We start from the raw sequence: 25,530 nt of genomic DNA, 5'->3' as shown, positions 1-25,530 counted from the left end.
GGGGGTTCTCCTGGACATGGGTTGCGTGTGCTTCCTGTTCCTCGACGCATGGAGGGCGCGCAGATCGACACACGGACATCGGCCAATTCATGCCACGCCGGATGGGCCAGGGGCCGAACTCCCAGGGCTCCAGCGCGGCGTGAAGCTTGTCGATGGCCGTTTCCGGAAACTGTCGCCATTCTTTACAAAATTTGCCGTTCCGCCGCGTCCTGTGCAGGTCAAGTTTCGCAAGAACAGTCATTTGAATCATTGGCATATTTGATGCTCAACGAAGTTGACAGGGGTAACCGACGGACCTGCGACTACGCGCAGGGAGTCCACGAAGTGAGGGTAAGACAGATGAATACCCAAAGACCCGGGATCGTGCGCACCGGATTTGTTACCGCGGCAGCGTTGGTCCTGTTTGTACTCGTTCCGATGGCCAGCGCCAACGTCGTCCGCATCAACTTCCACGGAGCTGCCGGCAACGGTTACGCCGACTTGACACTCGCCCCGGCCGCAGGAGCCGACGTGGTCAATCCCGCACATCCCCCCTTGACGATCTCAACGGCAAGCGGCAGCTTCAATGGAGCAGGCATCACCGGCGTGCAGGCTCTCAACCACGCACCGCTACCGGCCGGCGAAGTGCTGCCGGACAGCTACAGTCTGTTTTCCATTCCGGGCTACGGCGACCACGACGGTGTTTCCTACGACAATTTGTTCTACCCGAACGGCTCGCCTCTGATCTGTTATGTGAACGGGGATCTCGTCTATCCGTTTTCCGGAGGATTCCTGGACCTGATGGGCGTGATGTTCACGCTGGACAATGGCAACTACCTGGACTTGTGGAGTTTCGGGGTGACAGCTCCCGAATTCTTCGGACCATCCTGGCCGGGCGGGTTGGCCTATGGAATGAAGGTCATCACGCCGACTGCCGACGGATACGAAGTCTTGCCATTCGCACCGTTCGCCACGGCCTCGGTACCGGAACCGGACTTGCTGTGGATGTTTGGCGCTGCGCTGGTGGCACTGTTTGGATGGCGCCGCTGGGCGGAGTCACGCAGGGTCCGATAAGCCGGGTATGCAGCGGGCCACTGAAGCGAGCAGCGCGGACAACACCTCTCACCGCGCTGCTCGACTGGCGAGCTTGCCATGCGGGAGTCCCGCCACTCGTCGCTTCCCGCTTCAGCCCCAAGCCAACTCACTTGCTGCACACAAACGATTGGTCAGTCTTCACAGGGTGTGACCCGTTTTTGCCTGGTGGAGAGATCGATGTCCGAAGATATTGCCAAGACCGACGCCGACTACGTACAGGACACGCTGGCTCAGTTGAAGGAGATGCAGCATTACTCCAAGAACAATATTGAAGCGCTATCCAGCGCGTGGATGTTGTTCGAGGGCAGATTGTCCGGCCTCAAGCGCACCGAGCAGATCGGTGATCTGATGGACCGCCAGGGACAGCTTCACGACGCGCTGGAAGCCATGATCACGGATCTTGAGGAAGTGTGGGAGAAGTTGCAGCCCGAGCCACCGCAGGAGTGAGCCAGCCCGCGGTCCGGCGCGACCGGGTGGCTCCAGGGTTCTTGCTGGCATGGTAGCGGGGCCGGATTGGCCGGGAGTTTGCGGGTCGTGAACGCCGCGATGAAGTTTGCGGCCCACACCCGGCGCCGGCTGAGTCCTGTTGATCCCCTTGACCCCCACAAGCAAAGACGCCAGGACTTGCCTGGCGTCTTGTCTGTCGTGAAAGCTCCGGCTGGGGAGTGTCGGCGTCATCCATGACGCGTGCCCCGGATGAGGCAAGGCTGACGAGGGTGGCGCTGCAGAGTTGTGCATCCGGCGACTGATGCGAACTCCATGAACTACGCCTTTCCCTCTCAGCCAGTGTCCATTTCGACTACAACATCGATAGGTGCATGACGCAACGACGGAATCGCTTCACGACTGCCGGGCGGCTTTGCGTTGCCGCATCACACCCAGCCCGATCAGCCCGAGGCCCAGCAGAAAGATGCCGGCAGGCTTCGGCTCCGGGACGGTCACGGGATCCAGGCCCTCGATGACGTCGTTGCCGCAATACATGGTCCAATGGAAGCCGAAGCTGTTGGGATCAAGGTTCAGGCCCGTCGTATCAAAACTGAAACTCAGAAAGTCGCTGCCGACAGTCCACGACCCGGTGTTGTTCGTCGCAGTCGCCCGGGACTTGTTCACCGCCACTTCCTGCCCATTGCGGTAGATGCAGCGGCCGGCGCAATTCATGAAGTCGTCGGAGAGCAGCGCGTCGGGGTTGTGGTTGCCAGCGCTACCAGCGCCAAGCGCGTAGACGGTGCCGGTGCCACCCGTGTTGCTGAGCGGGTTGTCCAGCGAAAACGCGTATGTCCAGTGATTGCCGTTGGCGGCATTGTCGCTGTCGTAAGGGCTTGAGCCCTTCGGCGTCCAGCCGGTTGAGAGGAACAGATCGCCGTAGCCTATCCCCGTACCATTCTTGGTCCACTGCGCATCTATGCCGGCGTGCCCGGCGAATTTGGTATGTATGATGACGGTGAGCTGGTTGCCGGACCGACTTCCTTCCATGCTGTCGATATTGAAGGTGGTCACTCCGGGGCTGCTGATCACGTCCCCGCGACCGTGCCCGTTGCCACCGTGGTAGGTATCGTTCAGCACCGTGGCCGAGGCGCTGGAAAAAACGACCGTCAGGCCGAGCGCCGCGATCCATATCGGTAATCTAGATTTCATGATGTCCCCCTGTGGACTGACAAACCCCCGGAGATGGGCCTTGGCTTGGTAGTGACTGGTCTCCCAATCGGCCTGGCGTTCCCTCTCGGGGCGTACGTTTCGATGGCCGCAAATTACTCGATGCCGGTTCGCGGTCAGTCAAAAACCAGCAAAATGCGTGCCGCGTCATGATGTGTTTAAAATCAGTGACTTGGGGAGACGCCGGTTCTTCCATCAGCCAATTTTGTAAATTATCTCGACAATTATGGCCGCGACAGGCAGTGCCACCATGTCGTGGCTGGAGTTCATCGTGCGACCATGACTTGATCCGTCATGCTTGCTTCCACCCGGGACGCGATATGGAAACCATCCACGTGGTACAGCCGTTCGACCGTGCGAAGGACGGCTTGAAACCAGGCGCCGTCCTGCAGTTCAAAACGGCTGACGAGGCGGCGCGCCGGGCAGGGTTGCTGGCTGACAAGCATGTCGGCGTCATTGCCTACAGCATGGATGTGGACGAAGACAGCGGAGACTACGGCACGCCGCGAGTGTTGTTCGAGTCGGGGGAAGTACCCGAACTCGGATAGCCCTGAAAAGTGGTTGGGGTTCACGGGATTCCGTCCCGACCCCACGCAGGCCTGAGGGAGCCAGGGCGGCTATCATCGCGGCATGTCCAAGCTGCTCATGAATCTGCGTAATGTCCCCGATGACGAGGCCGACGATGTGCGCGCGATGCTCGACGCGCACAGGATCGCGTTCTACGAAACCAGGCCCAGCATCTGGGGTGTCTCGGCCGGCGGAATCTGGATCACTGAAGACTCCGATTTTGCGGATGCCAGGCGTGCGATGGACAAGTACCAGCAGCAGCGCGCCACACGTGCCCGTGCCGAATACGCCGCTGCCAGGCGCGCCGGCACCGCAGACACGTTCATCACGCTGCTTCGTGCAGATCCCGCGCGCGTCGTGCTGAGTGTGTTGGGCATACTTTTCGCGCTGGCCCTGGTGACGCTTCCGTTTTTCCTGCTGCGCGGGTAGGGCTGCCGGTCGGGAAAAGTGAATGGGTGCTCCTGGCTTCCCACCAGCACGGCGCATGCAGTTTGCAGCGAGTGTCGAGCGTTCCGGTCTAGTGTTGCCTGGCCTGTTGTTGCTTGCGGCGTCCCTTCCTGAGTAGGCCGCCGAGCACGAGCAGGCTCAAGCCGGGAAAGAAGTTGGCCAGCTTGCTGACGAAGCCGCGGCTGGCTGGCATGATGATTTCGAGTGGCGCCTTGGTCAGTGCGCGATCAAGGATCGCGTCCACGACTTCCTGCGTGCTCAGCGAGCGCCCGCCGGAAAAGGTCAGGGCGGCCTGTTCGTAATCGACCTGCAGCTCCAGCATTGGCGTCTGTACGGCGTCGGGACAGACCACGGTCAACTTGACTCCGCTGTCGCGCAGTTCCTGCGCCACTGCGAGCGTGTAGCTGCGCACCGCGAACTTCGAGGCGCTGTACAGCGACAGTCCGGGGATCGCGGCGATGCCGGCCAGCGAAGCCACGTTGACGATATGGCCGTGGCCTTGCGCCTTCATCAGCCGCGCTGCGGCGCGGGTGCCATGAATCGTGCCCTTGGTGTTGATGTCGATGTGGAAGTCCACGTCGGCCGCGGTGGATTCATGGCAGTAGCCTGGCTTGAGTACGCCGGCCACGTTCACCAGAACGTCGAGCTGGCCCCAGCGCTGCTGCAGTTGATCGAACAAGCCATCCCACGCTGCCGCATCGCGTACATCCAGCGCCGTGATCCACAGCTGTTCGGGAGTGGCTGCAAATGGCTGCAGCGATTCCATCGGTGCCGGGTTGACGTCCGTGGCGCAGACGCGCTCGCCACGCTGAAGCAAGGCCGTGGCCAGTTGCGCGCCGATGCCGGAGGCTGCGCCGGTAACAAGGTAGGTCTTCAACGCTTCAGTTTCCGTACAGAGCAGGATAATGACGGTTACGCGCGCCTCGGCAGCTGCAACGTACCGTACTGCAGATCGCCCACGCTGACGGTGGGATGCGTGCGCGGGAACAGCCAGTGTCCCTGTGCTTCGGAGCTGGGCGCCATGTTCGGGTAGCCGTCGAAGCGTGGCGACGGCCCGGCGATTTCCTTTTCCTGGATCATCGAGATGTACTGGTCCACGCCGTATTCCAGCGTATTGCCGTTGAGGATCACCTCGGCGCCGGTGTAGCGCGCGAACTCCGCCACCCCGGGCACGCGTGAATGCAGTGGTGCGTACGCGTCCAGCGATACGCCGTTCTCGCTGGTGACATGCACGCCGCCGTCGGTGGAGGCCACGATCGAGTGGTTGCCTTCGGTATGTCCCTTGGTGCGCACCAGTGCCACGCCTTCGCCAAGGAACACGTCGTGATCGAGCAGCACCACCTTGTTCGGCGGCACGTGCTTGACGCCGTCCGGACAGTACCACTGGTTCTGCCAGGGAATAAGCGACTGCGCGCTCTCCCATTCCTCGCGCATCACCAGCAGTTTCGCGTTGGGGAAGATAGCCGGCTGCTCGTCATTGCCGAGCCAGCGCGTCACCCGCTGTGTGTGCAGGTGGTCGTAGGTGAGGTAGTCGATGTCCTCGGGCCCGAGGCCGATGCTGGCGAGGCAGTTCAGCACGGTGTTGGTCTTCTTGAAGATCAGACGTTCGACCATGCTCTCGAACGGGCCGCTTTTCTTGCCCAGCCGGGTGAAGAATGGGGTCTCTTTCTGGTGCTCCCAGTCCGAAGGCGATGCCAGCAACGTCTTGACGCCCTCGGTCGACTGGAACTGGATCACGAACAATCGATTGACCAGATGCAGGTACGGCGAGAACGAACTGAATGCATTGAGGTAGGCGAACCTGGTCGGGTATGGCACCCGCACCAGCTCGAATGAGCGGTAGAACAACACCTTCGATTGCGCCAGCAGGTCGCGACGGAAATCCCCGGCCGCCTCGCGCACATTGTCGATGCGCTCCAACGGTCGCGCCGCGTTGCGCGTGCCGTCGAAGTACTTGCTCTCACGAATGATGCTCATCGAACCACCCCGTGCATGTTGATGATCGGCCCACGCTTCTACGTCACACGCCGATTGCCGCTGTGGTCGACAGGATAGTCCAGCGCAGCGCGATCCCACTCGCCAGCCTCGGCCGCAGCCTCGTAGGTGCTTTGCAGGAAGGCCAGCAGTGCGTCGTCGGGCACATCGGCCCTGCGCACGGCCTCGTAAGGCAGAACGAATTCGCCCAAGCCCTGGTGATAATAGGCCGCCGCCGGCTTGACCGGATACTCGGCGAAGCCGTCCGGCGCCGGATAGGCGTAAGCGTAGAACGCTGCTTCGCCGAGACCAGACCCCGCCCAGAACCCGGCGCTGGAGAGTTCGTGGGAATAGGCCTCTCGCATGACCCAGTCGGCGCAGTTCGGCGCGCCGCCCGGATGAGGTGGTGCGTTGCGGCCAGAAAAGCGCGTCACGGCCAGATCGAACGAGCCCCAGAACAGGTGAACCGGGCTGACTTTGCCGAGAAAGCGTGCGCGAAACACGGTCAACACGCGGTCCACCTGCACCAGCGCCTGCCAGAAGCGATGCATGGCCTCGGCATCGTAGCTTGTGTCCGACGTGTTGCTTTCAAACGGAATGGCGACTTCGACCTCGACCGGACGCGTGAAAATATCGACCCGGATGCCCAGTTCGCGCAGGCTGTCCATCAGCTGGCGGTAAAATGCGGCCACAGTCATGGGGCGCAGCCCGAAATGGCGTTCGTCCCCATCGGAGGTGCGCACAGCGAGCGCGTGATTGGCGAAATCAAAGTCGATCGCAAAGCTTCGGCCTTGGTATGGAATGGGCGACGTCGTCAGCCCACGTGGAGTCACGTACAGTGCGTTGCCCCAGGAATGATTGATCCAGGGGCCAAGTTCCAGGCGTATCTTGCCCACGATCTGCGACCACATGTGCACGGTGTCAGCGGTGCCCTGCCAATCCGCGAGGGCAGGCAGTTCGGGCCACCGGTTCGGGCTCGCGATATCGATCATGCCAGTACTCCTCTTTTGCGTTATGGGCTGCATACTGCGGCCATGCACTGCGTCACCGTCCGTTCTCTTTCACCAACGTAGGCTGCAAGGTTCAGACTTTCGCATGAAAGAGGGTCGTGCCAAACAACACGATCGACAACGAGCCGGCCGGGCCTGAAACAACCCATCGGCGCCGATCACGCCGGCATTCAAACCTGGCAATCCCAAGGAGACTGTTTGATGAAACTGACCATCGTCCTGACCAGCACCCGCCCCGGCCGGGTCGGCAAGACCGTCGCGGATTGGTTCCACGCCCATGCCCAGGCCAACCCGGCCGGTTTCGAAATCGGGTTTGTGGATCTTGCAGAGGTCGACCTGCCGCTGCTGGATGAACCCAATCATCCCGCCATGCAGAAATACGAGCACGCGCACACCAAGCGCTGGTCGAAGATCGTTGGCGAGTCGGATGCGTTCATCTTCGTGCTGCCGGAGTACAACTACACGGCGCCGCCGTCTTTCATCAACGCGATTGATTACCTGTACAAGGAATGGAACTACAAGCCGGCCGGCTTCGTGAGCTATGGCGGCATCTCGGGCGGCATTCGTTCGACCGAGACCGCCAAGCACATCCTGACCACCGTCGAGATGGTGCCGATCAAGCAGCAGGTGATGATTCCGATGGTGGCCAATCACCTGGTGGATGGCACGTTCACGCCGACCGAGGTTCATGAGCGGAGCGCCAGCACCCTGCTGGACACCATGGCCCTTTGGGCCAAGGCGCTGAAGAGCATGCGCTGAATCCGGGATGGGTCTGGAGGGTCGCGCCTCAACGGGCCAGCCCTCCACGGGTGACAGGCACAAGTGACCGGAGTCTGAGAATCACGCACATTTTCGGGGCCTGCGCGCACGCTGGCGCGCCCTCCACCATCACATTGCGCATGGCCGCCATGAAGAAAGCACTGGTTTTCGGCTCCACCGGCTTCATCGGCTCGCAACTGCTGCCGATGCTGCTCGCGAGTACCGATTACGACCGCGTCACGATCGTCGTCCGGCGCGATCCGGGCGTGGCACACGCAAAGCTGGTCACGCTCGTCGGCGATCTCGACACGCTGCCCTCATTGGCCGAGCGGATTGACGTGGACGACGTCTTCATCGCTCTCGGCACGACCAAGGCCAAGGAGCCCGATGAGGCCGCCTACTACCGCATCGACCACGACTACCCCGTGCAGGCTGCCGCGCTGGCACAGTCACGCGGTGCGTCGGGCGTGTTTCTGGTCTCGGCTGTCGGTGCGGATCCGGGCTCGTCGGTGTTCTACCTCCGTACCAAGGGTGAGGCCGAGCGCGATGTCACCGCACTGGGCATCGCGCGCACGCACATCTTCCGGCCTTCCCAGTTGCTGGGGCAGCGAGAGGAGAATCGACCGCTCGAGCGCTTCATCATCGCGGTGTGGCCGGCGATCGACTGGATGCTGGTGGGCGGCGCGCGCAAGTACCGCGGCATTGCGGGCGTGGACGTTGCGCGAGCGATGTTGGGCGCCGCCAGCGACGGCGCGAAGGGCGTGCATATCCATGAATGGGCCGACCTGCAGGCGCTGGCCTCGCGCTGAGTCGAAACATGCGATGCCGCCCTGCCGGGCAAACGAACCAGGGAAATGTCAGCGACAGTTTCCGAACGGTGCCGTCTACGAGTTCGGTGGGGTGGCGCCTGAAAATTTCACCGCGTTGGCGCCACTGATCGGCCCGGCAACTCTGGCTTGTTCGCTGATGTAGAGCTTGACCGGTCGTTTGAAGGTCAACGGGCCGTTCACGCTGGCGCCCGCGCCGATCACGATTCGCGGCACGTGGTTGTCGCCGAAGTTGAAGTGGAAACCGAAGATGCTGTTTCCCTTGCCGTTGTCGCTGGTCTTTCCCACGTCGATGCCGCCATCGACCACGGCGTTGCCCGCAATGTGTATATCCCCATTCGTCGTGGTGATGCCATGGCCGACGTGGGCGCCATTGATCTGGATGCGACCGTTGACGTTGGTCAGGGCACCGTTCACGGCCGAGCCTGCCGCAAGGTTGAGCGCGCCATTGACCGTCGTTGCGTCGCCCGAAACCGTGGCGTTCTCTCCGAGCGTGATGTCGCCGTTGACGGTAGTGGCCGAGCCCGCTTGCGCGCCGCTGGCGAGCTGGATGGACCCGTTGACTGTGGTTGCCTTGTCGGCCCTGGCGTTGGTCTGCAGATGTACCGAGCCGTTCACCGTCCTTGCGTCGGAGACGTGGGTGCCCGCAGCAACCTCCACGGAGCCGTTGACGCCGTTCACGCAGGCGGCGAGGGCGAGTGGCAATACCAGCAGGGTGAAGACGTATGTGGCCAGACGTGCGCGTCGCATGGCAGCCTCGTGCGCGTGACGGAGAAAGGACCCGGGAAAATGATCCTGCAGCAGCGCCGGTCGTTTGCCAATAGGCCTTTTGCCAGGGTCCCTCGAAACCATGGCGCGTTCCCCGGCAGTACAGAGGGCCCGCTGGGCATCCGCTCCGGCCGCTGTACGGGATCAAGCCTCGGCGGGTTTGCGCGCAGCCACGTTGACCAGCGTTTCCTCGCGTTGGCCCGGTGGCGGCGGACGCTTCAAGTGCCAGCGTTCGAGCAGGCCGAAATCGCGGGCGCGACTCCACCACAAATAGGGCAGCGATACCTGCTCCTGGTCGAAACGGAAGCCCTGCTCGCGCAGCATCTGCAGGTAACCGTCGGCGCTTTTCTGCACATGCATCGGATGACGGAAGAACCAGCGGATCACCCAGGTGTCGATGTATGCCTTGGTCGATTCGGCGAACAGCAACCAACCGCCCGGCTTCAGCACGCGCCAGAATTCGGCCAGCGCGCGTTCCTGTTCAACCAGGTGATGGAAGGTCTGGTGGCAGAAGACGATGTCCACGCTGGCGTCCGGCAAGCGGATGCTCGCGCAGTCGCTGGCCATCAGTTCGAGCCCCAGCTGTTGGCGCTCGGCCTCCGCGCGCGACAGCTCCAGGCTGTGCGGATCGGCATCCAGCCCGATCATTCGCTGCGGTTCAAAGGCCTCGCGCAACAGCTTGAACGATTTGCCCTGGCCGCAACCGACATCCAGCAGCACGCCGCCGCGTGGAGCTTGTTCGCCGCACAGGCGCTTGAGATCGTTGATGGCCACGCGCAGCACATGGTGCTGCCACACGAAGGTGCTGAGGAAGCGGAATCCGATACGGGTCTCTTCGACGTAGGTCGGACTGGCGCAAGTCATGGTGGGCTGATCGGGCGGCATGTGCGGACTCATGGAGGACAAAAATGGAGGGTGCACTTTATCCATAAATCCGACTCCGTTCCGAATGGCGTCGACTCAAGTTCGTCTTCCTCGCGAAAGCGAGGGGCCAGAGGCCTTTGGTGGTCTGGCGAAGACCGAAGGCACTGGATTCCTGCATTCGCAGGAATGACGACATGGCGGGACTCCGTGCTTGAGTCAGGGCCATTCGCCTTCGCTGCCGCTTTTGTCCTTTCGACCAAGTCGCCGCCGTGCGTGTTCGATGTCGGCGAGATGCTCTGCTATGGCGTGGAACCTCCGTCAGTGCCGCCAAAGCTGCGATCCGTCGCCTCAGCTGCAGTCGAGACGGTCGCCAGCGGGAGTCGGGGTACACTTTTGCGTTGCAATCAATCTCGCGGCATCACGCCGGCAACCCACACTGGAACAAGGTGGACGTCATGCACACATCCCGATCTTCCGGCGTTGATCCTGACGGTCTGCGCGAATACTCGGTGGTCTTCACCGATCGCGCGCTCAATCACATGTCGCAGCGCTTTCAACAGGTCATGCGCGATCTGTCGACGCATCTGAAAGCGGTCTACCACGCCGATGCTGTCGCGCTCGTTCCCGGCGGCGGTACCACCGGCATGGAGTCCGTGGCGCGTCAGTTCGCGCACGGCAAAGACGTGTTGATCATCCGCAATGGCTGGTTCAGTTATCGCTGGAGCCAGATCCTCGACACCGGCGGGATACCCGCATGCACGATCGTGCTCAAGGCTCGCCCGACCAGCGCCGCGCATCAGGCTCCGTTCGTGCCGCCGCCCATTGATGAAGTCATGGCCAGCATTGCCGAACACAAACCTGCGCTGGTATTCGCCGCGCACGTCGAGACGTCCTCCGGCATCCTGCTGCCTGATGACTATCTGCAGAGCGTGGCTACGGCTGTTCACGCGCATGGCGGTCTGTTCGTGCTCGACTGCATCGCCAGTGGCGCGCTCTGGGTGAACATGCGACAGATAGGCGTGGATGTGCTGCTTTCGGCTCCGCAAAAATCCTGGAGCTCGATGCCGTGCGCGGCCCTGGTGATGTTGTCGGCGAACGCGGAGGCGTGCCTCAAGACGACGCAAAGCTCCAGTTTCACGCTGGATCTGGCCAAATGGCGCGCCGTCATGCTGGCCTACGAAAAGGGCGGTCACGCCTACCACTCCACCATGCCCACGGACGCGCTGGCGCGCCTGCGCGATGCGATGGCTGAAACCATCGAATTGGGTCTGGACAACGCCCGCCAGGCACAAATCGAACTTGGCCGAAAGGTACGCGCCTTGCTGGCCAGGCGTGGCCTGCCCAGCGTCGCGGCGGAGGGTTTCCAGGCTCCCGGTGTCGTGGTGAGCTACACCGACGACGACGCCATCCACGGTGGCAGTGCGTTTGCGGCGCATGGCATGCAGATTGCCGCCGGCACTCCGCTGGCTTGCGACGAGCCCGACGACTTCAAGACTTTCCGGCTGGGCCTGTTCGGCATCGACAAGCTCAAGGATGTGAACGGCACGGTGCAGGCGCTGGACGACGTACTCGCGCAAATCCAGGGGTGAAGGCAGCGGGTCCAACCGCCAATCAAAACGGGCTCGCGTCCTGACGGCTCCGTGCGGTCATGGCGATGCCGGATAGCCATGTTGCCTGAGGATGCGCAGCACCTTGTCGACCGGCAGGGCATCGACCTTGTGTCCATCGCGCCCGGTCATGTCGTCGGCCTGGAACAGGGAGTTGATGATCGCCTCTTCGGTTGCCTCGATCGCGGCCATGAACAGTGGCGACATGGCGTCATTGTCCAGCGCAGTGACCTGGCGCGTGGGTTCCCTCGCGTCGTACGCGACGCGGTTTGCCTCGTAGGTCGAGAACGCGACCACATAATCGCCGCTCCCGTTCGACGCGATGCCGCCGGTTCGTGCCAGGCCAAGCATTCCCCGCTTGGCAAGACGCTGGAGGTTGCGCGAACCCAGTGGCGCGTCGGTGGCCACCACGATCATGCACGAACCGTCGGGCGACTCGTTCAATTTGTCGCTGAGGTAGTACTTGTGCAACGCCTTGCCGATCGACACGCCATTGACGCGCAGCACGCCACCGAAATTGGTCTGCACCAGCACGCCAACCGTGTAGCCGCCGAGGTTCGCCGGCAATTTCCGCGAGGACGTGCCAATGCCGCCCTTGAAGCCGAAAGCGACGGTGCCGGTGCCGGCACCGACATTGCCTTGCTGCACCTTGCCACCGGCGGCTGACGCGATGGCGTCCAGCACGTCCTGCCGGGCCACATGGCGACCGCGGATATCGTTCAGGTAACCATCATTGGTTTCTCCGACCACCGGATTGACGGAATGCACGTCGCCATTGGCAGGGAACGAGAACGTGTAGTCGATCAAGGCCTCGGCCGCTGCCGGGACGCTCAGGGTGTTGGTCAGCACGATCGGCGTCTCGATATTGCCGAGCTCCGCAATCTGGGTAGTGCCGATGAGTTTGCCGAAGCCATTGCCGACGTATACCGCGGCGGGAACCTTGTGTTGGAAGACATTTCCCGCGTAGGGCAGGATCGCCGTCACGCCGGTGCGGATGTTGTCTCCCTTCACCAGTGTTTTCTGGCCGACCTCGACGCCCGGCACGTCGGTGATGGCGTTCAGGGTGCCGGGCTGCAGCACGCCGATCACGACGCCGTACTCGCGCAGGTTCTTGTGCTGGGCCATGGCTGGTGCGGACACCAGGCAGAGCAGCCCCACGAGAATGCTGGCGTTGCGCATGCGACGGACCTCCACATCGGCGGAAAGCGGAGTCTACCGTGTCGTGCGGCGGCTGGTGACTTGGGGGCGGTCACACCATCGCCTCGAGCTCCCCGATCGCGCGTTCAAACCGGTCCAGCGCTCGTCGATAAGGATCTGGCGTGGCGAGATCAACGCCTGCCGCGGCGATGAGTTTGTACGCGTCGTTCGAATTGCCCGCCCGCAGCATGTCGAGGTAACGCTCGCGCGCCGGCGTGCCTTCGCGATGAATGGCATCGAGCATGGCGGTGGCGGCCGTCAGGCAGGTGGCGTACTGATAAACGTAGAAGTCCATGTAAAAGTGGACCACGCGCGTCCACATGACGTTGCTGTGCGGATGCATCTGGATCTTGGGGCCGTAGTATTCCGCGAGGAGCTTGCCGTATGTCTCGCTCATCTGCGGTCCCGAGGGCGGCGCACCCTGTTCGGCGGCCGTGTTGATGGCCAGCTCGAAGTCGGCGAACAGCGACTGGATGAAAAGCGTGCCGCGATACTGTTCGCAGAAGCGGTCGAGGTAGAAAACCTTTTCCTCCCGCGTGTCGGCGTGGGCGGCGAGGTACTCCAGCAACAGCAATTCGTTGAGTTTGGAGGGGATCTCGGCCACGAACGTGGGGAAGTCGAACAGTGGATGCGGCTGCGCGCGCGCCAGCCAACTGTGCATGGCATGGCCCCACTCGTGTGCGTAGGTCGACAGGCTGTCGAAGTTTTCGCGGTAATTGAGCAGCACATAGGGGTGGGTGTAAGCCTGCCCGATCACGAAACCGCCGTCGCGCTTGCCTTTCCGCGGCAAGGTGTCGGCCCATCGCTTCATCGTGTTGGCGGCGAATTCACCCGCGTAATCGGGCCCCAGCGGCGCCACTGCGCGCATGGTGGTTTCGCGCGCTTGCGCGAGTGTCCACTTCCGGTTCAGGGATACAGCGGGGGCGTTGATGTCCCAGATGGCCAGGCGATCCACGCCCAGCAGCCGGCGCTTGGTCTCGAGGTAGCGGTGGTGTAGCGGCATGCGTGCCTTGACCTCGCGCAGCAGCGTGTCATAGACGGCCCTGGGTGTATTGGTGGCATCCAGACTGGCGGCCAGCGAACTCGGATACCCGCGTGCCTTCGAAAGGAAGGCGTTACCGGCTACCTCGGCGCCAAGCACGTCGCCGAGCGTGCGTTCATAACCGTGCAGCGTCGTGGCGAACAAGTCGTACGCGCGGGCGCGGTCGGCGGGCCCGGCAGTATTCATGGCTGTCGTGTAACCTTCCAGGTCGAGCCGGAGCTTGCCGGACGGAAGCTCGATTTTCGGAAACACGATGTCGGATGAGAGCAGAGTCTGGCGTGTTCGCTGGGGCGCAGCGAGGACGGCCTGGGACGAAGCCAGCAACGCTTCCCCCTGGGCATCGAGGGTGTGAGGGGCCTTACGGAAAGTCGACGTCAGCGGGTAGCGGTAGATGTCCAGCCGGCTGTCCTGGGCAAGCATCGCCAGGACGCGACTCTCGCCCAGCTCCAGCAGGGCCCGGTTGCGCCAGGCCATGGCCTGGTTAAGTTGAGCCGCCAACGCATTGGCACGCGCGGCGCGTTGGGCATTGGCTGCAACGCGCAAGTCTTCGCTCGACTTGAGCATGGCATACACCTGCAGACGCAGGGTGCGCAACGAGACGGCATCATGATGGTTCAGCGTGGCGAACAGTGTTGCGGCGCTGTCCAGCCCATTCGCGGGTGGCGCCAGCGACGGGACCAATCCCTTCAGCACTTCGGCTTCTGCGTCCCACGCTGAGGCGCTTGGGAAAAGATCGGCCAGATCCCAGGTGGTCGGTACTTCGCCGGCTGAGGCCTTGGCACCTGCGCCTTTTGCGACCTGCGCGATGCCTCCCAGGCCGGCGCCGAGCGGCAGCAGGAGCAGGGCGGTGTTGAAGCGGCGGCGGGAAAGGGAGATACATGGAGACGTCATGGAGTTCCTTGATTCGGTCGATTCATGCGGACGCCATCCCTCTTCCGCATGGGGTGCTTGCATGAATCCTGAGATACGGTGCACGGTGCTGGCTTGGACGTTATTGCTGGGCGTACTTTCCGGGAGAAATTCCGAGAACACGCTGGAAGTGACGTGTGAAATGGCTCTGGTCGCAATAGCCCATCTCCAGTGCTACCTCGGCGATCGGCCGCCCCGCGAGCAGGGCGGCGCGTGACTCAAAAACACGTCGCTGGTTGCGATAGGCAATGGGGCTCAGCCCAACGTCACCGCGAAAAAGATGGGCCACGCGATAGACGCTCAAACCGCAGGCCGTCGCCAATTCCTCGAGTCCGAAGTCTTCCCGGAAATGTTCGTCGATGAAATCGCGAGCGCGCGAGATCGCGTGGCGAATTGACGGGAGCTCGGTGTCCGGGGAATTCTCCGTGTTGTTCGCAGCGAGTGCGTGGACCAGCGCCATCATCACCGCCTCCTGTTCGAGTCTGCTCTCCGGCGCGGCCCAGAGCGCCCTGTGCGCACCAAGGAGCGCACGTCCGAGCGCCTTGTCAGCCGATCTGGGACCGGCAAACGCAAGGCGTGATACACGCATGCCGTCTTGCAGGAAGATCGAAACGACATGCTCGGGAAGATAGAAAACGCGGGAGGAAAGCACTTCCGCTCCGACGCACCGATTGGCATGCGCTTCGCCTGGATGAAGCTGCAACACGTCGCCCGTCTCGATGAGATGGTCCGTATCGTTGACGCGGAGGATTTGCGTGCCTCTCACCAAGGTGCCCACGACGTACTCGGGATGCGCGTGCAAAGGAAACGCGCGATGCAGATACGACGCATGCACGAGCTCGACCCCGGGGAGATGGCTTGGTCGGCGAAAGAGGGTTTGGTCGCGATGTGCTCGTGTCGTCATGGATTCTGTGCCAGCGAATGGCTCTTCAGATTGCGTAGTCGCCGGTGGGCGCTTTCGTCGCAGGCGTCAGTAGTGGATCCAGGCAGGTTGGTACGCTGGCTCGCCACCCGTGTCGGTTTCGGCCAGCAACAGGTAGGTCGCATGGCCCAACCTTGGTGCGGGCCTGATCAAGGCATTTTAAACAATGAATGTGCGGATGGTTGGTGCTCGCGATCGCGCGCCGCCGGATCTCTGCATGCGGCCAGCATGCAATTCGTACGCGGGTTCATCTCGCCAATCACGGGTGCTGGCGGTAGAACTGCGTGAGAAGTCGATACACCTCCGGCAAGTGCTGGCGCAGTGCTGCCGGCGCTTCGAAAAACTGCTCACTGGCCACCGCGAAGAACTCGGCCGGGCTCTCCAGCGCATACGGGTCGATGGGCAGCTCGGCCCCCGAGCGCTTCTCCTCCTGCAGCCGGTCCCATGCGCTCGAGAAGATCTCCCACCATGCGTGACGGTCCATGCGTCGGTGCAGTGGCGGAAAGCCGTTGGCGTCGCCGTTGAGCATGTCGAGCTTGTGGGCCATTTCGTGAATGACCACGTTGTGGCCGGGCTGCTGCCCGATCTTTAGCACATCCGCCCACGACAGGATTACCGGCCCGCGTCCCCACGCTTCACCGGCCAGCACGGCGTTGGTCTGGTGGACTACGCCCGCGGCATCCACGTGCTCGCGCCGCGGAATGAACGCGGCCGGGTACACGATCACGCTGTGCCAACCGTCGTACCAGTCGAAGCCCAGCTTCAGGATCGGTACGCAGGCGTGGGTTGCCAGCAAGACGCGGTCGGCTTCATCCAGATGCAAGCCCTGCACCGGTTCCAGCGATTTGCGGTCCAGGAACAGCGTAGCCAGCACGCGCAGCGTGGCCTGGTCCGAAGCACCCAGCCGGCGCGCCGGGGCACAGTGCTCGAGCGCGGCTCGCCAGGGCGCTTCGGCGATCGGGCGCCGGGCGATGAGGCGCCGCACGCGCCAGTTTCTGATTTTGTCGAACATGGCCGGATCCCGGAAGGAGTCGCATGATCCGAAGATGGGGGCGCGTTCCCCGGATGCCACAGCCCGGCGACGGCCGTCGCCCGGCGTTAGACTGCAGCAGAACTTTCTGGCCCAGGCGGAGACGACATGAAACGCGTAACGGGGATCGGCGGCATTTTCTTCAAATCGAATGATCCTGAAGCGCTTGGTGCCTGGTACCGGGATCACCTTGGCTTGGACTTGACCGATTGGGGTGGCGCCGTTTTCAACTGGGGCGGCCCCGGCAGCGAAAAAGGCATGACGCTCTGGAGCGCTTTCAAGCAGGACACGCCCTATCTGGAGCCTGGAACGGCCAGCTTCATGGTCAACTTTCGGGTCGCCGACCTGCATGCGCTGCTTGCTGCGCTGAAAAGCGAAGGCTGTAATGTCATGGACAAGACCGACGAATCGGAGCAAGGCAAGTTCGGTTGGGTGATCGACCCCGAAGGCAACAAGGTCGAGCTGTGGGAACCGCCCGCCACAGAGTGACTGGCGGCCTGTGGCCGTGCGCGTTTTCGTGGCAGCGGCAAGGTTTCGCCGCGCTTTGGGTACACTGCACCGGTATTTTTCCCGTCCCGCGACTCACCATCCCGCCTGCTTCGCGGGCGACATCATTCCCATCCTTGCAATGCTCCACCTCATCAGCGGCGTGACTGACAGCATCTTCCCGACCATCTTTGCCCCGTCGTACCACGAGCGACGCCCGGTCTCCGGGGCCGATCTGCCGTGCGGCCGCGGGGTGCGCTGATGGCCGGGTATCCATTCGGTCGCGTGCGCGACTTTGGCCGGAGCTCCGTCGTCGAGGTCGGCGCGGTGAGGGAGCTGCCACTCACGCCATGAGCAGCATGTTCCATTCGCTCAAGAGCTATAACTACCGGCTGTGGGCGGGTGGTGCACTGGTGTCCAACGTGGGCACCTGGATGCAACGCGTCGGGCAGGACTGGCTGGTGCTTACCGTGCTCACCGATCACAGCGCGACGGCGGTCGGTACGGTGATGGCGCTGCAGTTCGGGCCGCCCCTGTTGCTGCTGCCGCTGAGCGGACTTGCCGCCGATCACCTGGACCGCCGCAAGCTGCTGATCGTCACCCAGGGCCTTGCCGGGCTGCTGGCGCTGGGCCTGGGTCTGGTCACGGTTACCGGCGTGGTGCAGCTGTGGCAGGTGTACGGCTTTGCGTTGGCGCTGGGCTGCGTCACCGCATTCGACGCGCCGGCCCGCCAGGCGTTCGTGTCGGATCTGGTCTATGACGAGGATCTGGCCAATGCCGTGGCGCTGAACTCGGCTTCCTTCAATGCCGCGCGCATGTTCGGTCCGGCGGTGGCGGGCGTGTTGATTGCGGCGGTTGGCGAAGGCTGGTTGTTCCTGATCAATGCGGGTTCCTACGCGGCGGTGCTGGTGTCGCTGTGGTTTCTTCGAATTCACGAACTGCACGTCGAGGCGCGACCGGCAAGCACGCGCGGCAGCTTGCTGGCGGGGTTTCGTTATGTGGGACAGCGGCCCGACCTGATCGCGGTGCTGGTGATGCTGTTCCTGCTCGGCACGTTCGGCTTCAATTTCGCGATCTTCATCTCGACCATGTCGGTGACCGTGTTCCACGGCGACGCCAGTCAATACGGCTTGCTGACCTCGGCGATGGCGGCGGGCACCATGTGTGGCGCCTTGCTGTCGGCGCGCCGGGCGTTTCCCGGCATGGTCCTGATGGCTTCGTCATCGGCTGCCTTCGGCATCACCCTGGCCGTGGCGGCCGCAATGCCCGGCGCCTACCTGTTCGCGGCCGTGCTGTTTTTCGTCGGCCTGGCGGCGCTCACCTTCATGACGGCCAGCAACTCCATGATGCAGCTCACCACCGAGCGCGCCATGCGCGGCCGGGTGCTGGCGCTGCGTATCGCCGTGGTCATGGGCGGTACGCCGATCGGCGCGCCGCTGGTCGGTTGGGTGGTTGATCGTTTTGGTGCGCGCTGGGCGTTGGGCGTCGGCGCGCTGGCGGGCCTCGCGGCAGCCGGCGTCGCGGTGGCGTATCTGGTCAGGCATCGCCATCTGCGTCTGTCTCGGGCTGATGGACGGCTGCGCCTGGCCATCCACCCCGAGCCGGCGGACGTGATAGCCGCTCGCGTGGCAGCCGGCGAGCGGGTGACCTGAGCCGAAGGCGGCCGCGTCGCCAGGTTCCTTTCCTGCATGCGCTTCCCGTTGCCGGTTCAGGCTTTCCCCAGCGGCAACAATATCGCGCTGCGCCCGTCGGACCCGTGCTCGATCGTCACCGTCGCCTTGTGATAATCCGCCGGCTTGGCGAAGAGGATGTTGGGCACCCAGGTTTGCGGGTTGCGGTCGTAGAGCGGGAACAGGCTGGACTGGATCTGCACCATGATCCGGTGACCGGGCTTGAACTCGTAGTTCACGGTCGGCAGGCGGAACTTGTATTCCTGCACCAGGTTTGCCGGAATCGGTGACGGATCGGCGAAGCTGCTGCGATAGCGCCCGCGGAAGATGTCGAGCGAGACCGGCAGCTCGTAGCCGCCCATGGCGGGATCGGCGGGGTCGGTGCCGGGATAGACGTCAATCAACTTGACCACGAAGTCGCCATCGGTGCCGGTGGTCCGGGCGAAGAGGTCGGCGATCGGCGCGCCCTGGACCGTTACGGTTTGGGTCAGTACCGGCGTGGTGTAGGACAGCACGTCGGGCCGGTCCGTCACGAAGCGCTGGTCGTGGACCAGCCATGCGCGCCAGCGGTCGTTCTTCGCCGGAATCGGACGCGGCAGGTACGGCACCGGCTTGGCCGGATCGGACACGTAGCTGTCGCTGCCGCCGTTCGGCTGCTGGAAACCCAGCCCCATGTTTGCCTGCAGGTAGAGCGGGGTGAGTTGCTGGTCGCTTGCCGCCTCCCAGTCGGTGAAGCTGTCCCAGCGCTTTTCCACTGCGTTGTAGATCATCGCTTCGGGGAGTGGCTTGGCCAGCGGCGTGTCGCGCAGGTAATGGTTGAACCAGGGAATCATCACCTGCCGGCGGAACTGGGCGGTGGTGTTGCCAGGCCACTTGAGTGGCCCGATGTGCCAGCCATCGCGGTTGATCTGGCTGTGCCACCAGGGGCCGATCACGAGGTGGTTGTTGCTGCGGTGCCCGGCCTTCTCGAGCGCTTCCCAGGCGTGGACGGCGCCGTAGATATCCTCCTGATCCCACAAGCCCTGCAGCCACGTCGTGGGCACGCTGGAATGATGCGCGGCGAGCATCTTGTCCAGGGCCTGGAGCTGCCAGAAGGCGTCGTAGGCCGGATGGGCAGCAAAACGGTTCCACCAGGGAAGCTGCCTGAAACCGTTGGCGTCCGCGTAGTCGCCCGCCGAACCGGCCTGGAGGAAGTTGGTGTAGTCGTCGTAATTCGCGCGCGGAATGCCTTCTCCCGAACCCTTCACCGTGGTCTGGCCGCTGAAGTAATCGAGGTTCACCTGGCGCAGGGCGCCGTAGTGGTACCAGTCGTCACCCATCCAGCCGTCTATCATCGGGCTCTCCGGCGCTGCAGCCTTCAGTGCGCGATGCGGGTGGAGCAGGGCCATCGCGACGGTCCAGCCGTCATAGGAGGAGCCGATCATGCCGACCTTGCCGTTCGATGCCTTGATGTTCTTCACCAGCCAGTCGATGGTGTCCCAGGCATCGGTGGTGTCGTCGGTCCTGGTCGGGTTGAGCGGCCCCATCGGCGGCCGCGTCATGACGTACTTGCCTTCGGAGCCGTATTTGCCGCGCACGTCCTGCCACACCAGGATGGTGCTGCCGTCGGCCCAGTCCTTGTCGCCCGACCACACGGCGTCGGCCATGTGCAGGCTGTTGTTCGGGATGAAGCCGTCAGCCTTGTACGGCGTGCGTTCCAGCAGCATCGGCAGATCGTGCGCGCCCTTCGGGATCATGATCACGGTGTGCAGCTTCACGCCATCGCGCATCGGGATCATGACTTCGCGCTTGACGTAGTCGAAGTTGCCCTGCGGCTGTTTCCAGTTGGCCGGAATGTCTGACCCGGTCTGCACCATGTCCGGTGTGACCTTCGCCGAAGCCTGACCGGTTGCGGGTGCAGCAAATGCGGCGGCCGACCAGAGCAGGGCAAGCGGGACGAATAGCAGGCGCAAAGCGGCAGTTTTCATGTGGGTAGGGTCCTCATGATGGCGAAGGTGTCGGGGCTGCGCGGGTCACGTATCGGCTGCGCAGCGCGATCCAATCATCCAGCTTGACCATCTGGAAGTCGACTCCTGCAGCGCTGCTCGGGAAAGCTGCCCTCATCCGCCCTGCCGCGCACCTTCCCCGTGAACGATGGAAGGGCACTCTGCGGCAGCCCATTCACGACGGCGTCCGTGAACTGTCCCTTCCCCCGCAAAGCGCGGGAAGGTGCCCGACTGGGCGGATCGGGCGCCTTTACTATGCGGGCAAGCAAGTTTCAGACATGTCTGCCCTCAGCGGACATGCGCTCGGTCCACTGTTTGAGCAGATCCCGAAAGAGTCAGGGACGTCCCGTCGGCAGCTTCAGGCCCGCAGCAATGCGGGAATGTCGACATCCAGATCCAGCGCGTCTTCGATGCCGACAATGGCGTCGGACTGATCGTCAAGATCGAGCTGGACGGGCTCGATGTCCTCGTTGGAGGACAGGTTACGGAAAGCCTTCACGGTCGGAGTCAGGGTGCTGTTGTGGCCCTGGGCCAGAACCACGGCGAGACGATCGGATTGCAGTCGCACCAAGGTGCCGGTGGGGTAGATCCCGATCATTCTGACGAAGGTGTGGAATATTTCGCGATCGAAATGGCCGTCCTGCCATTCGGCCATGCGCCGAATGGCTTCGACGGGCTCCCAGCCTTTCTTGTAGGGACGGTTGGAGGTGATCGCATCGTACACGTCGCAGATGGCGCCCATGCGCGCCGCACGGCTGATGTTCGCTTCGGAAAGCTTGTCGGGATAGCCGCTTCCATCGATCTTTTCGTGGTGGTGAAGGCAGACGTCGAGTGTGACCGCATGGGTGCCGGGAACACTGCGCAGGATGTCCCAGCCGATCTGCGGATGCAGTCGGATGGAAGACATCTCCAGCGGATCCAGACGCCCGGGCTTGTTCAGCACCTTGTCGGCGATGCCTACCTTGCCGATGTCGTGCAGCAGCCCGGCCATGCCCAGCTCCCGCAGGTCCCCACCTTCGACGCCGAGTCGGCGGCCCAGTGCCATCATCAGCGCGGCAACCGCGACCGAATGCAGATAGGTGTAGTCGTCCTTCTTCTTCAGTCGCACCACGCTGAGCATGGCCGCCGGGTTGCGCATGATTGCGTCGTTCACCTCCTCGACGATGTCGGTGGCGGCATCCATGCTCAATGCCCTGCCCATGCGCGCATCGTGAAACAACGCCTTCGCCACGCCCTTGGCGCGATCGCGCACAGCCTCGGCTCGAACCACTTCGTTGCCGAAGGCCGTGCGCGGCGGTACGAGTCCCGTTTCCGCAACGGGCGTCGCGGCGGCCTCGTCCGGGTTGGGCGCTGACGTGTCCGACACCATCGGAACGACATCCGCACCCTTGTCGGTATCGATCCAGACCTCCTTGTCACCCAGCGCCCGCAAGGTGCGGAGAGTCTTTGCGTCGGACACCAGAAACGACCCTTTCCAGAACGGATGGTCGATCCACTTGCCGCAAATTTTGTGGACGTACATGCCCCGTGTGACCTGGGTGATCGGGACTTTTTTCAGCGGCGAGTTCATGCGTTTGTGCGTCCGAGGCTCGTCAATCTGCAGCACCTTCCATTCGATCGGCCGACCACAAGTGCGCTGATGCGCACCGCCAGACGCGTCCGTCATCCACTTGATGAACGTGGTTTCTCCACGAAGCGGGGGTACCTCGTACGCCTATCGGCGCTGCTCGCCGAAACTTTAGTCGTGGCTATTTTTGTCACGGCAAGGACTCGTGTGGACTTGCGTTCGGCAAGCGGATGTCCCGCAGTCATCACGCGGCGCCGCGGGCGGCGTCGGCTCCGTGATGCGCCGATCGCCGATGGCAACCTGCGATGTCACCCTTGTCCTTGACAACTATTTTCGAGCGCCTTGCTCGGGCACTCTTGCATGCAGACGTCAGGCCACGCGCCGGTGGGACATTCCATCCGCCTGGCAAGCCTCGCAGCCATTTGACCACCTCGCGCACGCACGTTGTTGGGCAACAGGTTTTTCGTGAGGGCCCTGGAATCCACCGCGCGTGACTGTCGTCCTTCGACTTCCCAAGACATAGAGAGTGCCGATGACTCAAGGCCACAACTTGACCGCCACCGACACCGATGCCGCACGCATCAACCAACACATCAGTTCGTTCCGCATGGCCCGCCTGGCTGCCCTTGTGGCATTTTTCCCCGCCACGTCGGCTTGGGCTGCCACCGCGCCAGCCACGAAGCCCGACGATCGCATCAATGCGCTGTTCGCCCCGGTGGCGCAGGCCATTTCCGATGTGGTGTTCTATCCGATTCCACTGGGCAACGGCGCCACCATGCCGGCGATGGTGCTGTGGCTGATCGTGGCGGCGACTTTTTTCACCGTGTATTTCCGCTTCATCAATTTGCGCGGTTTCAAGCAGGGGCTGCGGTTGATCCGCGGGGATTATGCCCATCGTCACGACAAGGGTGAGGTCACCCACTTCCAGGCGCTGGCGACGGCGTTGTCGGGTACGGTGGGTCTGGGCAACATCGCCGGCGTCGCCATTGCGATCAGCATCGGCGGGCCCGGCGCCACGTTCTGGATGATCGTTGCCGGCCTGCTGGGCATGAGTTCGAAATTCGTGGAGTGCACGCTGGGCGTCAAGTACCGCCGGCACAACGCCGATGGCAGCGTGTCCGGGGGCCCGATGCATTACCTGACCCGCGGCATTGCCGAGCAGTACCCGCGCCTCAAGGGGTTCGGCAAGCTGCTGGCGATCGTCTTTGCGGTCTGCTGTATCGGTGGCTCGCTGGGTGGTGGCAACATGTTCCAGGCCAACCAGACCTTTCAGCAGTTCGTCGCCATGAGCGGCGGCCAGGCCAGCGTGCTTGCCGACAAGGGGTGGTTGTTCGGCCTGGTGATGGCCGTGATGGTAGGGCTGGTGATCATCGGCGGGATCAAGTCGATCGCGCGGGTCACCTGCAAGCTGGTGCCGTTCATGGCGATCCTCTATGTGGCCTGCAGCCTGTGGATCATCTTTTCCGACATCGGTTTCGCTGGCCAGGCTTTCCAGGCCATTGTCTCCGGGGCTTTCACGCCCGAGGCCGGGTATGGCGGCTTCGTCGGCGTGTTGATCCAGGGCTTCCGCCGCGCCGCGTTCTCCAACGAAGCCGGCATCGGTTCGGCGGCGATCGCCCATTCGGCGGTGCGCACCGCCGAACCGGTCACCGAAGGCCTGGTCGCGCTGTGGGAACCGTTCATCGATACCGTCGTGGTCTGCACCATGACCGCGGTTGTCATCGTCATCACCGGCATGTATCAGCAGGAAGGCGTCGGCGACGGCGTCGCACTGACGTCGATGGCTTACGCCTCGGTGCTGCCGTGGTTCCCGTATCTGTTGACGGCCGCCGTGTTCATGTTCGCATTCTCGACCATGCTGGCGTGGTCCTACTATGGCGAGAAATCCGCCTGTTACCTGTTTGGTGAATCCAGGCGCGTCGCGATCGGGTACAAGCTGTTGTTCTGCGTGTTCGTCGTGGTCGGCGCAGCCAGCAACATGGCGGCGGTGGTCGAGTTCTCCGATTCGATGATCTTCGTGATGGCGCTGCCCAACGTGATCGGCCTGTACCTGCTGGCGCCGGTGGTCAAGCGCGAGCTGGACAGCTACCTGGCGCGCGTCCGCAGCGGCGAAATCCGCAACTACCGGAAACGGCCGATGGCGGAACCCGCGGGCTGATGGCCAATTGCCGGCATAGGGCTGGATCGAGTGGCTCCGTGTTCACCGGGCGTCCTTGTCCGGCGGATGTCCTGCTGGCCGATGCCCACGTTGACCCGGGCAGCGCAATCCCGTCGCGAGATTGCGTCCCAGGCCCGCGACGAATCGGAATCGACGACGTGTCCCGTCCCTCAGGTCGCCTCGGCGCGAATCAGCCACAGTTCGCCGCGTCGCGCCGGGGGGTGGCGACCAAACAGGACGAACATCGGCGCGAGCAATCGCACGTCCCAGCCAAGTCGGCGTATGCGGCGGAAAGGGCTGCAAACCACCTGCTCGGCGCGGATGGTGAAGCCTGCCTCATGCAGTGCTTTTTCAAGTACCCACGGACTCAGTGGCGTAATGTGGCCCTGCTCGCGATAGTCGACATCGCGGAACCACTGGAACTGGCCGCTGCGCAGAAACAGCGCCTGCGACACCGGATTGGCAATATTCGGGGTGGAAAGCACCAGTTGTCCGCCGGTGGGCAGCAAGGCCCGGATCTGGCGCAGTACCTCTCGCGGATTTTCCAGGTGTTCGATGATTTCCAGGGCCATCACAGCGTCAAAGCCCCGTGGCCATTGTGCAGCGAACGCGCCATTGAGATCAGCCGCCACGAAAGGCACGTGCGCGGGTTTGAAACTCTCGGCGAAAAGGTCGCTGGCGGTGACGTCGAAACCCAGGTCAGCCAGTCGCAACGACATCGCGCCGCTGCCGGCGCCGAATTCCAGTACACGCGCGTGACTGGCGACGGCGTTGCCCAGCAGCCGCGCAGCCGCCTCGTGCAACCCGGGCGCGGCGTAGATCGGCAGTCCCTTGTATTCGCGCATGGGCCGCCCGTCAAAGCCGGTACGAAAGCTCTCGGCGCGGCTGTTGACCTGATCGTTGTCCGGCGGAAGCGTGGCTGGCATCGGGTGATGCTCGGGGAGAGCGCCAGGTGCGCGTGGCGCGAGTGTACCAGTCCCGTCCCGGACAACACCCACTGGCAGCCTGTGTGCT

At 63.1% G+C, this 25,530-nt stretch carries 23 protein-coding genes; 10 read left to right on the top strand and 13 right to left on the bottom strand.

Annotated features, from left to right (window positions below; all coding sequences use genetic code 11):
* The first annotated feature begins 261 nt into the window (after window positions 1-261).
* Both AC0L58_RS10610 and AC0L58_RS10605 read left to right on the top strand, forming a co-directional pair.
* Window positions 262-1,053 (top strand): PEP-CTERM sorting domain-containing protein, encoded by a 792-nt coding sequence (locus AC0L58_RS10610; RefSeq protein ID WP_473683170.1) that lies wholly within the window; start codon window positions 262-264, stop codon window positions 1,051-1,053.
* 198 nt (window positions 1,054-1,251) lie between these two features.
* Window positions 1,252-1,521 (top strand): hypothetical protein, encoded by a 270-nt coding sequence (locus AC0L58_RS10605; RefSeq protein WP_473683168.1) that lies wholly within the window; start codon window positions 1,252-1,254, stop codon window positions 1,519-1,521.
* 393 nt (window positions 1,522-1,914) lie between these two features.
* Here AC0L58_RS10605 and AC0L58_RS10600 read toward each other — a convergent pair whose 3' ends face one another.
* Window positions 1,915-2,571 (bottom strand): VPLPA-CTERM sorting domain-containing protein, encoded by a 657-nt coding sequence (locus tag AC0L58_RS10600; RefSeq protein WP_473683166.1) that lies wholly within the window; start codon window positions 2,569-2,571, stop codon window positions 1,915-1,917.
* Between the two features lie 476 nt (window positions 2,572-3,047).
* Between AC0L58_RS10600 and AC0L58_RS10595 the strand changes: the two genes are divergently transcribed.
* Entirely contained in the window at window positions 3,048-3,275 is a 228-nt protein-coding gene (locus AC0L58_RS10595; RefSeq protein ID WP_473683164.1) for a hypothetical protein, read from the top strand.
* Between the two features lie 82 nt (window positions 3,276-3,357).
* Window positions 3,358-3,723: a DUF6164 family protein gene (locus tag AC0L58_RS10590; RefSeq protein ID WP_473683162.1), complete on the top strand. Its 366-nt coding sequence runs from the start codon at window positions 3,358-3,360 to the stop codon at window positions 3,721-3,723.
* An 88-nt stretch (window positions 3,724-3,811) separates the two neighbouring features.
* On the opposite strand, the gene AC0L58_RS10585 is transcribed toward AC0L58_RS10590, so the two are convergent.
* Genes AC0L58_RS10585 through AC0L58_RS10575 form a run of 3 tightly spaced genes read right to left on the bottom strand, consistent with a single transcriptional unit; the run spans window position 3,812 to window position 6,707 of the window.
* Window positions 3,812-4,618: an SDR family NAD(P)-dependent oxidoreductase gene (locus tag AC0L58_RS10585; protein WP_473683160.1), complete on the bottom strand. Its 807-nt coding sequence runs from the start codon at window positions 4,616-4,618 to the stop codon at window positions 3,812-3,814.
* A 35-nt stretch (window positions 4,619-4,653) separates the two neighbouring features.
* Complete coding sequence (locus AC0L58_RS10580) at window positions 4,654-5,718, bottom strand: MBL fold metallo-hydrolase (protein ID WP_473683158.1); 1,065 nt, start codon at window positions 5,716-5,718, stop codon at window positions 4,654-4,656.
* A gap of 38 nt (window positions 5,719-5,756) precedes the next feature.
* A complete protein-coding gene (locus AC0L58_RS10575; protein ID WP_473683156.1) occupies window positions 5,757-6,707 on the bottom strand; it encodes a DUF5996 family protein in 951 nt (316 codons plus the stop codon).
* A 219-nt stretch (window positions 6,708-6,926) separates the two neighbouring features.
* Here AC0L58_RS10575 and AC0L58_RS10570 point away from each other — a divergent pair, with 219 nt between their 5' ends.
* Together AC0L58_RS10570 and AC0L58_RS10565 are read left to right on the top strand one after the other, a co-directional pair.
* A complete protein-coding gene (locus AC0L58_RS10570; protein WP_473683154.1) occupies window positions 6,927-7,484 on the top strand; it encodes an NADPH-dependent FMN reductase in 558 nt (185 codons plus the stop codon).
* A 140-nt stretch (window positions 7,485-7,624) separates the two neighbouring features.
* A complete protein-coding gene (locus AC0L58_RS10565; protein WP_473683152.1) occupies window positions 7,625-8,293 on the top strand; it encodes an NAD-dependent epimerase/dehydratase family protein in 669 nt (222 codons plus the stop codon).
* Window positions 8,294-8,368: 75 nt separating this feature from the next.
* Here AC0L58_RS10565 and AC0L58_RS10560 read toward each other — a convergent pair whose 3' ends face one another.
* Both AC0L58_RS10560 and AC0L58_RS10555 read right to left on the bottom strand, forming a co-directional pair.
* Window positions 8,369-9,061, bottom strand: a complete 693-nt coding sequence (locus AC0L58_RS10560) for a DUF4097 family beta strand repeat-containing protein (RefSeq protein WP_473683150.1) — start codon at window positions 9,059-9,061, stop codon at window positions 8,369-8,371.
* A gap of 162 nt (window positions 9,062-9,223) precedes the next feature.
* Window positions 9,224-9,964 carry a class I SAM-dependent methyltransferase gene (locus AC0L58_RS10555; protein ID WP_473683148.1) on the bottom strand — a complete coding sequence of 247 codons (741 nt, stop codon included), beginning with the start codon at window positions 9,962-9,964 and terminating at the stop codon, window positions 9,224-9,226.
* Window positions 9,965-10,398: 434 nt separating this feature from the next.
* Here AC0L58_RS10555 and AC0L58_RS10550 point away from each other — a divergent pair, with 434 nt between their 5' ends.
* A complete protein-coding gene (locus tag AC0L58_RS10550) occupies window positions 10,399-11,532 on the top strand; it encodes an aminotransferase class V-fold PLP-dependent enzyme (RefSeq protein ID WP_473683146.1) in 1,134 nt (377 codons plus the stop codon).
* A 57-nt stretch (window positions 11,533-11,589) separates the two neighbouring features.
* Here the strand turns inward: AC0L58_RS10550 and AC0L58_RS10545 are convergent, their stop codons facing one another.
* From AC0L58_RS10545 to AC0L58_RS10530, 4 genes are all read right to left on the bottom strand, one after another.
* A complete protein-coding gene (locus AC0L58_RS10545; protein ID WP_473683144.1) occupies window positions 11,590-12,729 on the bottom strand; it encodes a DmpA family aminopeptidase in 1,140 nt (379 codons plus the stop codon).
* A gap of 70 nt (window positions 12,730-12,799) precedes the next feature.
* Window positions 12,800-14,821, bottom strand: a complete 2,022-nt coding sequence (locus AC0L58_RS10540; protein WP_473683142.1) for a M3 family oligoendopeptidase — start codon at window positions 14,819-14,821, stop codon at window positions 12,800-12,802.
* Complete coding sequence (locus AC0L58_RS10535; RefSeq protein ID WP_473683140.1) at window positions 14,781-15,602, bottom strand: helix-turn-helix domain-containing protein; 822 nt, start codon at window positions 15,600-15,602, stop codon at window positions 14,781-14,783. The genes AC0L58_RS10540 and AC0L58_RS10535 overlap by 41 nt, the downstream gene beginning before the upstream one ends.
* 277 nt (window positions 15,603-15,879) lie before the next feature.
* The gene (locus tag AC0L58_RS10530; RefSeq protein ID WP_473683138.1) at window positions 15,880-16,632 is read right to left on the bottom strand and encodes a M90 family metallopeptidase; all 753 of its coding nucleotides are present in this window, start codon (window positions 16,630-16,632) and stop codon (window positions 15,880-15,882) included.
* A 126-nt stretch (window positions 16,633-16,758) separates the two neighbouring features.
* On the opposite strand from AC0L58_RS10530, the gene AC0L58_RS10525 reads away from it, so the two are divergent.
* Both AC0L58_RS10525 and AC0L58_RS10520 read left to right on the top strand, forming a co-directional pair.
* Window positions 16,759-17,139 (top strand): VOC family protein, encoded by a 381-nt coding sequence (locus AC0L58_RS10525; protein ID WP_473683136.1) that lies wholly within the window; start codon window positions 16,759-16,761, stop codon window positions 17,137-17,139.
* 347 nt (window positions 17,140-17,486) lie between these two features.
* Entirely contained in the window at window positions 17,487-18,788 is a 1,302-nt protein-coding gene (locus AC0L58_RS10520) for an MFS transporter (RefSeq protein ID WP_473683134.1), read from the top strand.
* A gap of 56 nt (window positions 18,789-18,844) precedes the next feature.
* Here the strand turns inward: AC0L58_RS10520 and AC0L58_RS10515 are convergent, their stop codons facing one another.
* Together AC0L58_RS10515 and AC0L58_RS10510 are read right to left on the bottom strand one after the other, a co-directional pair.
* A complete protein-coding gene (locus AC0L58_RS10515) occupies window positions 18,845-20,773 on the bottom strand; it encodes a CocE/NonD family hydrolase (RefSeq protein WP_473683132.1) in 1,929 nt (642 codons plus the stop codon).
* 376 nt (window positions 20,774-21,149) lie between these two features.
* On the bottom strand, window positions 21,150-22,361 hold the full coding sequence (locus AC0L58_RS10510; protein ID WP_473683130.1) for an HD-GYP domain-containing protein: 1,212 nt from the start codon (window positions 22,359-22,361) through the stop codon (window positions 21,150-21,152).
* A 529-nt stretch (window positions 22,362-22,890) separates the two neighbouring features.
* Here AC0L58_RS10510 and AC0L58_RS10505 point away from each other — a divergent pair.
* Window positions 22,891-24,516, top strand: coding sequence for an alanine/glycine:cation symporter family protein (locus AC0L58_RS10505; RefSeq protein WP_473683128.1), 1,626 nt, complete (start codon window positions 22,891-22,893; stop codon window positions 24,514-24,516).
* Between the two features lie 170 nt (window positions 24,517-24,686).
* Here AC0L58_RS10505 and AC0L58_RS10500 read toward each other — a convergent pair whose 3' ends face one another.
* Complete coding sequence (locus tag AC0L58_RS10500) at window positions 24,687-25,442, bottom strand: class I SAM-dependent methyltransferase (protein ID WP_473683126.1); 756 nt, start codon at window positions 25,440-25,442, stop codon at window positions 24,687-24,689.
* Window positions 25,443-25,530: the final 88 nt, after the last annotated feature.

Source organism: Rhodanobacter sp. G2-10, from assembly GCF_055809185.1.
This window is presented reverse-complemented; position numbering and strand designations above follow the sequence as displayed.

What these genes read in the sequence shown, in the direction of transcription:
- AC0L58_RS10610 (WP_473683170.1), top strand. Translation starts at nt 262, where the DNA reads ATGCTCAACGAAGTTGACAGGGGTAACCGACGGACCTGCGACTACGCG.
- AC0L58_RS10605 (WP_473683168.1), top strand. Translation starts at nt 1,252, where the DNA reads ATGTCCGAAGATATTGCCAAGACCGACGCCGACTACGTACAGGACACG.
- AC0L58_RS10595 (WP_473683164.1), top strand. Translation starts at nt 3,048, where the DNA reads ATGGAAACCATCCACGTGGTACAGCCGTTCGACCGTGCGAAGGACGGC.
- AC0L58_RS10590 (WP_473683162.1), top strand. Translation starts at nt 3,358, where the DNA reads ATGTCCAAGCTGCTCATGAATCTGCGTAATGTCCCCGATGACGAGGCC.
- AC0L58_RS10580 (WP_473683158.1), bottom strand. Translation starts at nt 5,718, where the DNA reads ATGAGCATCATTCGTGAGAGCAAGTACTTCGACGGCACGCGCAACGCG.
- AC0L58_RS10575 (WP_473683156.1), bottom strand. Translation starts at nt 6,707, where the DNA reads ATGATCGATATCGCGAGCCCGAACCGGTGGCCCGAACTGCCTGCCCTC.
- AC0L58_RS10570 (WP_473683154.1), top strand. Translation starts at nt 6,927, where the DNA reads ATGAAACTGACCATCGTCCTGACCAGCACCCGCCCCGGCCGGGTCGGC.
- AC0L58_RS10565 (WP_473683152.1), top strand. Translation starts at nt 7,625, where the DNA reads ATGGCCGCCATGAAGAAAGCACTGGTTTTCGGCTCCACCGGCTTCATC.
- AC0L58_RS10560 (WP_473683150.1), bottom strand. Translation starts at nt 9,061, where the DNA reads ATGCGACGCGCACGTCTGGCCACATACGTCTTCACCCTGCTGGTATTG.
- AC0L58_RS10555 (WP_473683148.1), bottom strand. Translation starts at nt 9,964, where the DNA reads ATGCCGCCCGATCAGCCCACCATGACTTGCGCCAGTCCGACCTACGTC.
- AC0L58_RS10550 (WP_473683146.1), top strand. Translation starts at nt 10,399, where the DNA reads ATGCACACATCCCGATCTTCCGGCGTTGATCCTGACGGTCTGCGCGAA.
- AC0L58_RS10545 (WP_473683144.1), bottom strand. Translation starts at nt 12,729, where the DNA reads ATGCGCAACGCCAGCATTCTCGTGGGGCTGCTCTGCCTGGTGTCCGCA.
- AC0L58_RS10535 (WP_473683140.1), bottom strand. Translation starts at nt 15,602, where the DNA reads ATGACGACACGAGCACATCGCGACCAAACCCTCTTTCGCCGACCAAGC.
- AC0L58_RS10530 (WP_473683138.1), bottom strand. Translation starts at nt 16,632, where the DNA reads ATGTTCGACAAAATCAGAAACTGGCGCGTGCGGCGCCTCATCGCCCGG.
- AC0L58_RS10525 (WP_473683136.1), top strand. Translation starts at nt 16,759, where the DNA reads ATGAAACGCGTAACGGGGATCGGCGGCATTTTCTTCAAATCGAATGAT.
- AC0L58_RS10520 (WP_473683134.1), top strand. Translation starts at nt 17,487, where the DNA reads ATGAGCAGCATGTTCCATTCGCTCAAGAGCTATAACTACCGGCTGTGG.
- AC0L58_RS10515 (WP_473683132.1), bottom strand. Translation starts at nt 20,773, where the DNA reads ATGAAAACTGCCGCTTTGCGCCTGCTATTCGTCCCGCTTGCCCTGCTC.
- AC0L58_RS10510 (WP_473683130.1), bottom strand. Translation starts at nt 22,361, where the DNA reads ATGAACTCGCCGCTGAAAAAAGTCCCGATCACCCAGGTCACACGGGGC.
- AC0L58_RS10505 (WP_473683128.1), top strand. Translation starts at nt 22,891, where the DNA reads ATGACTCAAGGCCACAACTTGACCGCCACCGACACCGATGCCGCACGC.
- AC0L58_RS10500 (WP_473683126.1), bottom strand. Translation starts at nt 25,442, where the DNA reads ATGCCAGCCACGCTTCCGCCGGACAACGATCAGGTCAACAGCCGCGCC.